Origin of the sequence: Shinella sedimenti, assembly GCF_022601905.1 — a bacterium.
GTDB lineage: Bacteria > Pseudomonadota > Alphaproteobacteria > Rhizobiales > Rhizobiaceae > Shinella > Shinella sedimenti.
In genome coordinates, this window is record NZ_JAKVIN010000006.1 from 252,225 (window position 1) to 264,777 (window position 12,553).

Sequence of the window (12,553 nt, forward strand, 5' to 3'; positions counted from 1 at the left end):
GTGAAACGCGCGGTGCAGGAATGCACCGCTGTTGCCGCCAAGCCCTTCAATTCGGCTCAATCTTCCACTAGTCTCCGCCCCGACGAGGAAGCGGAGATGCGACTATATGGCTAAGCTGGCGCTGTCGGGCTGGGGCGGAACCGACGAGACCGGGCACGAAGACCCGCACAAACTTTCAAGTCCCATGGCCTTCTTCTGGACGATGGTGATCTTTCTCATCATCGTCGGTTTCGTGGCCGCCATCCTCTTTCGGCAGGCGCAGACTGCGTTTCTCAGCAATCCCGGTCTAAACGGCCTCATCCTCGGCGTGCTGCTGATCGGCATCCTGCTGGTGTTCAATCATGTGCTGGCGCTGCGGCCGGAAGTGCGCTGGTTCAATTCCTTCCGTGCAGCCGGCAGCGCGGAGAAGGTCGGGCGCGATCCTGTGCTGCTGGCGCCGATGCGCGCCCTGATCGGCCGCCGCCATTCCATGACGCTGTCGACGACGACGCTGCGCTCCATCCTCGATTCGATCGCCACGCGTCTCGATGAATCGCGCGACACCTCACGTTACCTGATCGGCCTGCTCGTCTTCCTCGGTCTTCTCGGCACGTTCTGGGGCCTTCTCGGCACGATCGGTTCGATCAGTTCCGTCATCCAGTCGCTCGACGCAGGCGGCGGCACGGCGAATGATATTCTCAACGCGTTGAAGGAGGGGCTATCCGCACCGCTCCAGGGTATGGGCACCGCATTCTCCACGTCGCTTTTCGGCCTGTCCTCCTCGCTGGTGCTCGGCTTCCTCGACCTTCAGGCCGGCCGTGCGCAAAACCGCTTCTATACGGAGCTGGAAAACTGGCTTTCATCGGTGACGGATGTCGGCTCCGAACACCAGCCGCTTGCCGGCGCTCTCGAAACCTCATCCTCCGCCGATGTGCAGGCGCTGGCCGAGCAGATCCTCAAGCTTGCGCAGGATGGCGGCGGTAGCCGCTCGACGGCCGCGATGGCAAGTCTCGCCGAAGGCATTCAGGGTCTCGTGAAGAACATGCGCAGCGAACAGCAGATGCTGCGCGACTGGATCGAGGCGCAGCAGGAGGAATCGAAGGCGCTGCGCCGCACGCTTGACCGTCTCGTCACGCGCACCGCCGAGAAGGCCGAAAAAGCCAAGATTTCAGGGGGCGAATAGACATGGCTCTCGCCCGAAACAGGCGCAGCCAACGCGCGGTGGATTACTGGCCGGGCTTTGTCGATGCCCTGTCGACGCTGCTGCTCGCCATCATGTTCCTGCTCACGGTTTTCGTGCTGGCTCAGTTCTTTCTCAGCCGCGAGATTTCCGGCAAGGACGACGTGTTGAACCGTCTGACGAGCCAGATCAACGAACTGACACAGCTTCTGGCGCTGGAAAAGAGCGGCAAGCAGGACCTTGAGGATGCACTGGCCAATCTCCAGGTTTCTCTTGCCCAATCGGAAAGCGACCGCACGCGCCTCCAGCAGCTGCTCGATAGCGGCGCCGGTGCCTCCGATGCGGCCAGCGCGCGTGCGACCACGCTTGAAGGCGAGCTGGATGCGGAAAAGCAGGTGTCCGCCCGCGCGATGAGCCAGATCGAATTGCTCAACCAGCAGATTGCTGCGCTGCGCAGCCAGATCGCCGCCGTCGAGGAGGCGTTGCAGGCGTCGGAAGCCAAGGACCAGTCCTCGCAGGCAAAGATTGCCGATCTCGGCCGTCGTCTCAACGTGGCGCTGGCGCAGCGCGTGCAGGAACTCAACCGCTATCGCTCGGACTTCTTCGGTCGCCTGCGGGAAATCCTGTCGGATCGCGAGAACATCCGCATCGTCGGCGACCGTTTCGTGTTCCAGTCGGAGGTGCTCTTCCCCTCCGGCGGCAGCGATCTCAACGAGGCCGGGCAGGTGGAGATGCGCAAGCTGGCTGCAGCCCTTCTCGATCTTGCGCGGGAAATCCCGCCGGAGATCAACTGGGTGCTGCGGGTTGACGGCCACACGGACAATGTGCCGCTTTCCGGTACCGGACGATATCGCGACAACTGGGAACTGTCGTCCGCCCGTGCGACGTCGGTCGTGAAATTCCTCATCGCCAATGGCGTGCCGGCCAACCGCCTGGTGGCGGCGGGATTCGGCGAGTTCCAGCCGATTGCCGAAGGCGATGACACAAACGCGCGTTCCACCAACCGGCGCATCGAGCTGAAGCTGACGGAAAAATAACGGCCGGGATTTTGTTTCCCGGCCTGTTGTCTCTACCGCCGCACGATCAGCTGGCGGCGCGTGCTTCGCCCAGGAAGGCCTGGCCGCCGTGATCGAATTGCAGCCGGGCGAGGCGGGCATACAGTCCGCCCTGCTGGATCAGCGACTGGTGCGTGCCTTCTTCCACCAGTCGGCCGCCATCCATCACGAGGATGCGGTCGGCCTTCAGCACGGTCGCAAGACGATGCGCGATGACGATGGTGGTGCGCTTGCCCATCTGTCCGTCGAGCGCGCGCTGCACGAGGGTTTCGCTTTCGGCATCGAGCGCCGAGGTGGCTTCGTCGAGCAGCAGGAGCGGCGCGTCCTTGAGGATGGCGCGGGCGATGGCGATGCGCTGGCGCTGGCCACCGGAGAGCGTCACGCCCCGTTCGCCGACCATGGTGTCATAACCCTTGTCGAGGCGCGCAATGAATTCCTCGGCCTGTGCGGCCCGGGCGGCGGCATGGATGGCGTCATCGCCGACATCGGGCATGCCGAAGGCGATGTTGTCGCGGATCGACGCGGCAAAGATCGTGACATCCTGCGGCACGAGCGCCATGCGGCGGCGGATCTCCTCCGGATCTGCTGCACGCAGGTCCACGCCATCGAGCAGGACGGTGCCGGAATCGGGATCGTAGAAGCGTTCGACCAGCGACAGGATCGTGCTCTTGCCGGCGCCGGAGGGGCCCACGACCGCTACGGTTTCGCCTTGCTTCACGGCGAAGGAGAGGCCGTTCAGGCTGCGATAGCCCGGGCGGGCCGGGTAGGAAAATTGGACATCCCGGAAAGTGAGTTCACCATGTGCGGGAACCGGCAGCGCGACCGGATTGGCGGGCGCTGTGATGGCCGGCGGTTCCTCGAGCAATTCGCTCAGGCGCTCAGCCGCACCGGCGGCCTGCGAAAGTTCGCCCCAGACTTCCGAGAGCGCACCGAGGCTGCCGGCCGCGAAGACGGCATAAAGCAGAAACTGGCCGAGCGTACCGGCCGAAAGTGTACCCGCCAGCACATCGCGTGCACCAAACCACAGCACGGCGACGACCGAACCGAAGATCATGGCAATGGCAAAGCCGGTCAGCAGCGAGCGTGCACGGATGGCGCTGCGCGCGGCTTCATAGGCGCTTTCCACCTCGCCGAAGAAGCGGGCGCGTGCCGCATTCTCGGCATTGAAGGCCTGGAGCGTGCGCGTCGCGCCGATCGCCTCGCCGGCATAGGCGGACGCGCTTGCAAGCGTATCCTGCGCCTCGCGCGAGCGGCGTCGCACCGAGCGGCCGAAGGCCACGAGCGGAAAGACGATGACCGGGATGGCGGCAATGACAAGGCTCGACAGCTTCGGGCTGGTATAGACCATCATGGCAATGGCCCCGAAACAGAGGATGAGATTGCGCAGCGCGACGGATGCGGTTGCGCCGACGGTGGATTTGATCTGCGTCGTATCGGCTGTCAGCCGTGAGACGATCTCGCCGGACTGGTTGACGTCGAAGAAGGCCGGGGAGAGCTTAGTTACGTGGGCGAAGACGTCGCGGCGGAGGTCGGCGACGATGCGTTCGCCAAGCGTGATGACGAAGTAGTAGCGAAGGCCGCTGGCGAGTGCCAGCAGACCGGCCAGCACGAAGAGCATCGCGAAGTAGGTATTGATGAAGCCGGCATCGGCGCCAGAGAAGCCGTTGTCGATCATGCGGCGCACCGCGATCGGCAGCACGAGTGTCGTGACGGCAGCCAGCACGAGGGCGACCAGCGCGCCTCCGACAAGACCGCGATAACGGCCGATATAGGGAGCAAGCCTGCCCAGCGGACGAATGTTGCGACGCGCGGTTTTCTGTGCCGCGTTTGTCTCTCTGTCTGTGGACACCATACCCCCGTTTCCAGTGCCTGGCGGCACGAATTCTCTTTCGGCTCTTGTTATCCAGACGGCCTTCATGTATAGGCTCGCCATCGAATTGGGAAGCCGTAGGTCTAGCCGACTGCGGCTTCATTTACGTCTTTGGCTCCGCTGCCGCAATGCGTTGCGACAAATGGCCCCCGGAACAAGCAGGAAGAGTGTCATGAAGGCTGATATCCATCCCGACTACCACGTCATCAAGGTCGTCATGACCGATGGCACCGAGTACGAAACCCGCTCGACCTGGGGTTCGGAAGGTGCCACGATGAACCTCGAAATCGACCCGAAGTCGCACCCGGCCTGGACCGGCGGCAACCAGCAGATGCTGGACCGCGGCGGCCGCGTTTCCAAGTTCAAGAAGCGTTTCGAAGGCCTCGGCCTCTAATCTCCGCTTCCAAAGAATTGCAAAAACCCGGCTTCGGCCGGGTTTTTTTGTTGCCTGTATTTGGTGGGTTGCCCGTCTACCTGCGGGCGCCCTTCTCTCGGTCAAGGTTTGAGGAAAGCGGCGAGCCTATCGTTCCTCGCCCCTTGTAAGGCGAGGATGCCCGCTGGCAGGTGAGGGGTAGTACAGAACTGCGGGCAACAAAAAACCCGGCCGAAGCCGGGTGTTCTACATCTGCCTGCGCCGTCTTCAGCTGTTGCCGAAGGCGGTCTGCAGCAGGCTGAGCTGGGCCTGGACGCTGTTCTGGTTATCCGGCTGAAAGGCCTGGACATCCTGCGGGCGGTAGATTTCGCGGTCTAGCAGGGCGATGCGGTTCTGCAGGCGAAGCGAGCGCTCGATCAGGTCGCGGAAGGCTTCCGGCAGGTCGTTCCAGCCAGGGGCGGTCTTGTCGACATTGAAACTGTCGAGGCGGACCTTGCTCTTTTCCGACAGGACCTGGTCGCGGCTCATCTCGCCATTGTTGACGGCGCGCTGAAGCAGCAGCCAGGATGCCATCTGCATCAGGCGGGTGGTGAGGCGCATCGATTCAGCTGCATACAGCACGGATGCCATGCGCGGCAGGACCTTCGAGGCCTGGCGACCGACACCGTCCAGATAACTCGCAGTTTCCTCGACGAGACCCATGCCCTCGGCATAGATGGACTTGAATTGTGCGGACGACGCCACATGGCCAGCGAAGCTGACGGTATTCAATCCTCTTTCGGACATGGTTCTTTCCCTGTTGAACGCATCACTTGCAGGTAACGGCAGGTCGGACGCTGGTGTTCCAGCTCTTCGTTCCATGGCGTGAGGATGATCTCTTAGCCTAATTCGCGCAAGGGTATTCTTAAGAAAGGGTTAATCTCCACAATTGTTTCCGGACACTTTGCGGCGGCTTTGCGGCAAACAAAAAAAGAGCCGCGAAAAGCGGCTCTCAAGGTAAAACAGGGAGAAAATCAGACCGATTCGCCAAGCGGTGAAAATGCCTGAACCCGGAAGGACCGGATGTGCAAGTAATAGGCTGTAAGGCTTAATGGCCGGTTAACTTTGTTGCAGCTTTGCCGATAACTGTGCCTTTTCGGCCAGGGTGCGAAAATTGGTGCCTAGCGAAACAGGCTTTCGGCCGCCGAACGGCTGGCATCTTTCTTCTGCCGCTCCGCTTCCAGCCGCGCGATTTCCTGTTTCAGCAGGTCGATTCGCGCTGTCAGCTCATCCGCGGACAGCAGCGACAGGTCGCTGCCGATCTCATGCGCAATTTTCTTCTTGGGCCGATCGTCGTCGAAGAGGCTCATGCGGTCTGCTCCTCCTGTGGTGCGTCGGCGCCGGCCTGCACCTGGGGCAGGGCGCGCGGCGACAGCTGAAGGCTTTCCGGCGTGGTCATCGTGCCGGGGTTGATGGTGGTGTAGGAATCGCGCATTTCGGCCGGTACTGCGGCGCGACGCCGGCTGCGCAGGATCGCGTAGGCGGTGATCAGGATATGGGCGCAGCATGTGACGGCGAAGAGGGCATAGGGGCCAACGGCCGACATGATCGGGCCGCCGATCGTCGGTCCGATGATCGTGCCGACGCCGTACAGCAAGAGCAGGCCGCCGGACACCTTCACGAAATCCTCGGGGCTGGCGAAGTCGTTGGCATGCGAGACGGCGATGGGATAGAGCGCGTTTGCCATGGCGCCATAAAGTGCCGTCAGCACGAGCAGGAGAGTCACCGACGCCGGCTGGAAGACGAAGAGTGCGAAACCTGCCCCGGCGGCAATGGCCGACAGAATGGCAAGGACGATCCGCCGGTCGACGCGATCGGAAATGCGGCCGGCTGGCAGCTGCATGACGGCGCCGGCGAAGATGGCCACGCTCATCATGATGGCGATGGTGCTGGATGTCAGGCCGGCATTGGCGCCAAAGACCGCGCCGAGCGTGCCGAAGGCGCCATTGGCGATGCCGATCAGCACGATGCCGACGCAGGCGATGGGCGAGGTGCGGTAAAGGGCGGGAATGTCGAGCTTGACCTGCTTCAGCGGCTGTGGCGATGCGGCGGTGGAAAGCGTCGTCGGCAGCATGGCCAGGCAATAGAGGATACCAGCGAACATGAAGAGCATCGGCGTCGTGACGTCGCCGAGTGCGACCGTCATCTGACCGCCAACGGTGCCGACGAGCGTGATGGCGATGTAGAGCGAGAAGATCAGTCCGCGGCTTTCGTTGGTGGCGCGTTCGTTCAGCCAGCTTTCGATGATCATCGACGTTCCGGCGATCGAGAAGCCCGTGATGGCGCGCAGCAAGATCCACCAGAACGGATCGACGATCATCCCGGTCATCAGCGCTATGATGGCGATCAAGGACGCGAAGCCCGAAAAGGCGCGCACGTGGCCGATGCGCTTGACGACGGTCGGCGCCAGGAGGCAGCCCAGCACGAAGCCGGATGCCCAGGACGTGCCGAGCAGACCGAGCATCGTCGTCTCATATCCTTCGTAAGCGCCGCGCATGGGAAGCAACAGGCCATGCAGGCCGTTGCCGAGGAAAAGAAACAGCGTGCCCATGAGAAGCGCGAAGACGGAAATGAGATTTTTACGCATGATTTTTTCGCAATGTCATCGATGGGAAAGGAATAGCGCACCTGCTGCCGATTGCCAGATGCAAACACGGCGCGCGTCGTGTTTTCAGACGTCGTGCTGATCGCTTGGAAAAATGTCTGGGGTGTGACAGGAAGAGCGGAGAAAGGCCGTCATGTCGAAAATCCTTCCTGCCCTGCTGCTTGTTGTCATGCTGCTGCACCTCATCCGGCCCATCGGCCTGCCGGGGCTGAAACGGCGCGCGGATTTCTGGAAGATCGCCGTCGTTGCCATCGTGCTGATGATGTTGACGGTTCTCATCCGCCCCTGAAACGCAAAAGGGCCACCCGAAGGTGGCCCCCATGAGGTTTGGTCCGGTGCGGACCCGAGCCTTACGGCTCGAAGGAAGGCGGGATCAGAACGAGGGCTGCCTCGTTTCGTTCACCACAATTCCCATGCCCGAAGCCAAGACCGAAATCTCATTAGACATTGGATCACCTTCCTTTCTGTTCGTTGACGATAACAGCAATGTAGGTGATCCCACGCGGTACACAAGCCCTTCGCGTTATTTCTGCTGGTTGAGCACGTCGACGCCCGGAAGCGGCTTGCCTTCCATCCACTCCAGGAACGCTCCGCCAGCCGTCGAGACATAGGTGAAGTCGTCTGCCACGTCGGCATGGTTGAGGGCAGCCACGGTATCGCCGCCTCCGGCGACGGAAACGAGTTTGCCGTCCTTGGTGCACGCGGCGGCATGCTTGGCGGCTGCCACCGTGGCGGCGTCGAAGGGGGCGATCTCGAAGGCGCCGAGCGGACCGTTCCAGACCAGCGTCGAGGCGCGCGAAATCCAGGCATTGACGGCGTCGATGGTCTTCGGGCCGACATCGAGCATCATTGCGTCGGACGGGATCGCGCTGACGGCAACGACCTCGTTTTCGGCATTCGCCTTGAATTCGCGGGCAACGACGCCGTCTTCCGGCAGCACGATCGCGCAACCGGCGCCTGCGGCCTCGATCATGATCTGCTTGGCGGTGTCGGCGAGGTCATGCTCGCAGAGCGACTTGCCGACATCCGTGCCGCGGGCGGCGAGGAAGGTATTCGCCATGCCGCCGCCGATGACCAGTGCGTCGACCTTCTTCACGAGGTTCATGAGCAGGTCGATCTTGGTGGAAACCTTCGCACCGCCGACGATGGCGACGACGGGCCGGTTCGGATTGCCAAGACCCTTCTCGAGCGCTTCCAGTTCGGCCTGCATGGTGCGGCCGGCATAGGCGGGTAGGAGATGAGCAAGGCCTTCGGTCGAGGAATGGGCGCGATGCGCGGCCGAGAAGGCGTCGTTGACGTAGATGTCGCCATTGGCGGCGAGGGCGGCGGTGAAGTCCGCGTTGTTCTTCTCCTCGCCCTTGTGGAAGCGGGTGTTTTCCAGGAGCAGGATGCCGCCGTTGCCGAGTTCTGCGATGGCGGATGCCGCGGCATCGCCGACGCAGTCGGATGCGAAGGCGACGGTGGTACCGAGAACCTCGTTCACCGCCGGCAGGATCTGCTTGAGCGACATGTCGGCAACGACCTCGCCCTTCGGCCGACCGAAATGCGCCAGCAGGATGACCTTGGCGCCCTTCTTCGACAGTTCGAGGATGGTGGGCGCGACACGTTCGATGCGGGTCGCATCGGTGACCTTGCCGTCCTTGACCGGCACGTTGAGATCGACGCGGACGAGCACGCGCTTGCCAGCGATGTCGGTGAGGTTGTCGAGGGTCTTGAAGGTCATGGGAGGGCTCCCGTCAGAGTCTTGCGAATAGGGTGGGATAGTCGGTCACGAAGCCGTCTGCATCGACAGGCAATTCCGCTTGGAAGGTCCGGTCAGCGGCCTGGTAGAGGTAGCGTCGCGCTGGGTCGAGGCATGTGTAGTTCTGCCCGTCCGGAAACGGCGAAAACGTATCGAACGGCACATAGACCATTTTCAGCCGCACCGTTCCGGCTTCGGGCGCAAGCCCCAGCCGGCGGATCGGCAGGGTATTGGTGAAGGGCGTTCCCGCCAGATCGATATCGATGCAGCCGTCGAAGGCCGCAAGCGGTTTGCCGCTGTGGCTGCGCCACTGACCTTCGCCGTTCGATGTCATCGCCACGCCACGGCCATCCGTCTCTTCCACGCGGAAGGAGCGGACGCACCAATTCGTATCGAGATCGATACGGTAGTGGACGCCGAAGGGGCGTCCGTCGCTGTCTTCGCCGACAACCGTACTTTCGGCGCGGATTCCGCCTTCGATGGCACGCACGGTAAGGTGTTCCAGCCCCTCGCCCTTCAACGGACGCCAGCGGGCCGTCTTGAAGGTGAGGGGCGGAAACATGATGGGCGTCCTTAGATCAGCTTCGCGAAGGCAACGGCCGTATCGGACATGCGGTTCGAGAAGCCCCATTCGTTATCGTACCAGGTGAGAATACGAACGAAGTTGCCTTCGAGGACCTTCGTCTGGTCGGTCGCGAAGATCGACGAGTGGCTGTCGTGGTTGAAGTCCTTCGAGACGAGCGGCTCGTCGGTGTAGCCGAGGATGCCCTTCAGCTTGCCGTTGGAGGCAGCCTTGATGGCTTCGTTGATCTCGGCGGCCGTCGTGTCGCGCTTGGCGACGAACTTGAAATCGACGACGGAGACGTTCGGCGTGGGAACGCGGATCGAGGTGCCGTCGAGCTTGCCCTTGAGGTGCGGCATCACGAGGCCGACGGCCTTCGCAGCGCCCGTGGAGGTCGGGATCATCGAGAGGGCAGCAGCGCGGGCGCGGTACAGATCCTTGTGCATCTGGTCGAGCGACGGCTGGTCGTTGGTATAGGAGTGGATGGTCGTCATGAAGCCATGGTCGATGCCGACGAGGTCGTCGATGACCTTCACGACGGGCACGAGGCAGTTCGTCGTGCACGAGGCGTTGGAGATGACGAGGTGATCCTTCGTCAGCTGGTCATCGTTGACGCCGTAGACGACCGTCAGGTCGGCGCCGTCGGCCGGAGCCGAGACGATGACGCGCTTGGCGCCGGCCGTCAGGTGAGCGGCGGCCTTGTCGCGGGCGGTGAAGATGCCCGTGCATTCCATGGCGATGTCGACGCCCATGGCGCCGTGCGGCAGCGTTGCCGGATCCTTGATGGCGGTAACCTTGATCGGCTTGCCGCCGCCGACGGTGATCGTGTCGCCGTCGACCTTCACTTCGGCCGGGAAACGGCCGTGGATGGAATCGTAGCGCAGAAGGTGCGCGTTGGTCTCGACCGGGCCCAGATCGTTGATCGCCACGACCTCGATATCGGTGCGGCCGGATTCGACGATGGCGCGCAGGATGTTGCGGCCGATGCGGCCGAAGCCGTTGATGGCAACTTTCACAGTCATTTGGGGTCTCTCCCTATGGATAAACGTTTTGGCGGTGAGAGGCGCGGCGAAAGCCGCGCCTTCGGGCACTCAGCCCAGCTTGGCTTCCGCGGCGGCGACGACGGCTTCCGGCGTGATGCCGAAGTGCTTGTAGAGCTCCTTGTAGGGGCCCGATGCGCCGAAGGAAGACATGCCGATGAAGATGCCATCCGAACCGATGAAGTGATCCCAGCCCTGGCGGATGCCGGCTTCGACGGCGATCTTGACCGGCGAGTTGCCGATGACGGCCTTCTGGTAGGCTTCCGGCTGCTCTGCGAAAAGTTCGAAGCAGGGAACGGAGACGACGCGGGTGGAAATACCCTTGGCCGTAAGCGTCTGCTCGGCCTTGACCGCGATCTCGATTTCCGAGCCGGATGCGAAGATCGTCACCTGGGCGTCGCTGGCCGACACGAGGTCATAGGCACCGCGGGCGCAGAGGTTCTCTTCTTCGTATTCCAGACGGACCGGCATCAGGTTTTGGCGGGTAAGCGCCAGGCCAGAAGGACGGTTGTGGCTTTCGAGCGCCAGCTGCCAGCACTCCGCCGTTTCCGTGGCGTCGGCCGGACGGAACATGAGCAGGTTCGGAATGGCGCGCAGAGCGGCCATCTGCTCGACCGGCTGGTGCGTCGGACCGTCTTCACCAAGACCGATGGAGTCGTGGGTCAGGACGTGGATGACGCGGATGCCCATCAGTGCGGCAAGGCGGATCGACGGACGGCAGTAGTCCGAGAAGATCAGGAAGCCGCCGGAGTACGGGATCAGGCCGCCGTGCAGCGCGATACCGTTCATGGCAGCGGCCATGCCGTGCTCGCGGATGCCGTAGTGGATGTAACGGCCCGAGAAGTCGGTCGGTGTGATCGACTTGGTCTGGCTCGTCTTGGTGTTGTTCGAGCCGGTCAGGTCGGCCGAGCCGCCGAGCGTTTCGCTGAGCACGCCGTTGATGACTTCGAGCGCATCTTCCGAAGCCTTGCGGGTAGCCGGGTTCGGCTTCGTTTCGGCAAGCTTCTTCTTGTAGGCGGCGATTGCGGAATCGAGGCTGCCTTCGAGGTCGCCGGCAAAACGACGGACGAACTGCGCCTTCTTTTCGGCATCCGTCTTGTCGAGGCGGGCTTCCCATTCCTTGTGCGCCTTGGCGGAGCGAAGGCCGGCGAGGCGCCAGGCGTCGAGGACGTCGGAGGGAACCACGAAGGCTTCCGATTCCCAGTTCAGCGCCTTGCGGGTAGCGGCGATTTCTTCCGCACCGAGCGGCGAACCGTGGACCTTGTGCGTGCCGGCCTTGTTGGGCGCGCCGAAGCCGATGGTCGTCTTACACGCGATCATCGTGGGCTTGTCGGACTTGTGGGCTTCTTCGATGGCAGCGGCAATCGCATCCGGATCATGGCCGTCGACCGCAATCGTGTGCCATTGGCTCGCGCGGAAGCGGGCGTGCTGGTCGGTCGAGTCGGCCATGGAGATCGGGCCGTCGATCGAAATGTTGTTGTCGTCCCAGAACACGATCAGCTTGTTGAGCTTCAGGTGGCCTGCGAGGGAGATTGCTTCCTGGCTGATGCCCTCCATGAGGCAGCCGTCACCGACAAGCGCGTAGGTGTAGTGCTCCATCAGGTCCGAACCGAACTCGTCGCGCAGCTTGCGCTCGGCGAGCGCCATGCCCACGGCATTGGCAATGCCCTGGCCGAGCGGGCCGGTCGTCGTTTCGATGCCTGCGGCGTGGCCGTATTCCGGGTGGCCGGCGGTCTTGGCGCCGAGCTGACGGAAGTTCTTGATCTCGTCGATCGTGATGTCCTCGTAGCCCGTCAGATAGAGCAGCGAGTAGAGGAGCATCGAACCATGGCCGGCCGACAGGACGAAACGGTCGCGGTTCGGCCAGTGCGGAGTCTTCGGATCGAAGGAGAGAAAGCGGGTGAAAAGAACCGTTGCGATGTCTGCTGCGCCCATGGGAAGGCCGGGGTGGCCGGAGTTCGCCTTTTCCACGGCATCCATGGAAAGGAAGCGAATTGCGTTCGCCATCCGGTCGTGTTTTTCGCGAGAGATCATGACTGTTCCGTATTCTTCGGGGTGTCAGGGCCGGTGTCCCTGAGGGGCGCCGGTTGGAAGCGGCTGACACATAGC

The 12,553-nt window shown here is 62.7% G+C and carries 12 protein-coding genes; 4 read left to right on the forward strand and 8 right to left on the reverse strand.

The features are described from left to right. The first annotated feature begins 106 nt into the window (after window positions 1–106). Complete coding sequence (locus MKI86_RS15490; RefSeq protein ID WP_241602049.1) at window positions 107–1,162, forward strand: MotA/TolQ/ExbB proton channel family protein; 1,056 nt, start codon at window positions 107–109, stop codon at window positions 1,160–1,162. A 2-nt stretch (window positions 1,163–1,164) separates the two neighbouring features. Further along, window positions 1,165–2,196 (forward strand): peptidoglycan -binding protein, encoded by a 1,032-nt coding sequence (locus tag MKI86_RS15495; protein WP_241602051.1) that lies wholly within the window; start codon window positions 1,165–1,167, stop codon window positions 2,194–2,196. 46 nt (window positions 2,197–2,242) lie between these two features. Here the strand turns inward: MKI86_RS15495 and MKI86_RS15500 are convergent, their stop codons facing one another. Further along, complete coding sequence (locus tag MKI86_RS15500) at window positions 2,243–4,066, reverse strand: ABC transporter transmembrane domain-containing protein (RefSeq protein ID WP_241602054.1); 1,824 nt, start codon at window positions 4,064–4,066, stop codon at window positions 2,243–2,245. Between the two features lie 190 nt (window positions 4,067–4,256). On the opposite strand from MKI86_RS15500, the gene rpmE reads away from it, so the two are divergent. Continuing rightward, entirely contained in the window at window positions 4,257–4,478 is a 222-nt protein-coding gene (gene rpmE / locus MKI86_RS15505; protein WP_117370525.1) for a 50S ribosomal protein L31, read from the forward strand. Window positions 4,479–4,724: 246 nt separating this feature from the next. Here the strand turns inward: rpmE and rcdA are convergent, their stop codons facing one another. The 3 genes from rcdA to MKI86_RS15520 all read right to left on the reverse strand — a co-directional run bounded on the left by rcdA (window position 4,725) and on the right by MKI86_RS15520 (window position 7,083). Beyond that, window positions 4,725–5,243 (reverse strand): protease adaptor protein RcdA, encoded by a 519-nt coding sequence (rcdA, locus tag MKI86_RS15510; RefSeq protein ID WP_241602055.1) that lies wholly within the window; start codon window positions 5,241–5,243, stop codon window positions 4,725–4,727. A gap of 374 nt (window positions 5,244–5,617) precedes the next feature. Then, a complete protein-coding gene (locus MKI86_RS15515) occupies window positions 5,618–5,806 on the reverse strand; it encodes a DUF1192 domain-containing protein (protein WP_241602059.1) in 189 nt (62 codons plus the stop codon). After that, entirely contained in the window at window positions 5,803–7,083 is a 1,281-nt protein-coding gene (locus MKI86_RS15520) for an MFS transporter (RefSeq protein ID WP_241602061.1), read from the reverse strand. Before MKI86_RS15520 ends, MKI86_RS15515 begins: the two co-directional genes overlap by 4 nt. 151 nt (window positions 7,084–7,234) lie before the next feature. Here MKI86_RS15520 and MKI86_RS15525 point away from each other — a divergent pair, with 151 nt between their 5' ends. Then, window positions 7,235–7,390: a hypothetical protein gene (locus tag MKI86_RS15525; protein ID WP_241602063.1), complete on the forward strand. Its 156-nt coding sequence runs from the start codon at window positions 7,235–7,237 to the stop codon at window positions 7,388–7,390. A 234-nt stretch (window positions 7,391–7,624) separates the two neighbouring features. On the opposite strand, the gene MKI86_RS15530 is transcribed toward MKI86_RS15525, so the two are convergent. The 4 genes from MKI86_RS15530 to tkt form a co-directional block, all read right to left on the reverse strand. After that, window positions 7,625–8,824, reverse strand: coding sequence for a phosphoglycerate kinase (locus tag MKI86_RS15530; protein ID WP_241602064.1), 1,200 nt, complete (start codon window positions 8,822–8,824; stop codon window positions 7,625–7,627). 13 nt (window positions 8,825–8,837) lie between these two features. After that, entirely contained in the window at window positions 8,838–9,404 is a 567-nt protein-coding gene (locus MKI86_RS15535; RefSeq protein WP_241602066.1) for a putative glycolipid-binding domain-containing protein, read from the reverse strand. An 11-nt stretch (window positions 9,405–9,415) separates the two neighbouring features. Beyond that, window positions 9,416–10,426, reverse strand: coding sequence for a type I glyceraldehyde-3-phosphate dehydrogenase (gene gap / locus MKI86_RS15540; RefSeq protein WP_241602068.1), 1,011 nt, complete (start codon window positions 10,424–10,426; stop codon window positions 9,416–9,418). 69 nt (window positions 10,427–10,495) lie between these two features. Continuing rightward, window positions 10,496–12,478, reverse strand: coding sequence for a transketolase (gene tkt / locus MKI86_RS15545; protein ID WP_241602071.1), 1,983 nt, complete (start codon window positions 12,476–12,478; stop codon window positions 10,496–10,498). Window positions 12,479–12,553 lie beyond the last annotated feature (75 nt).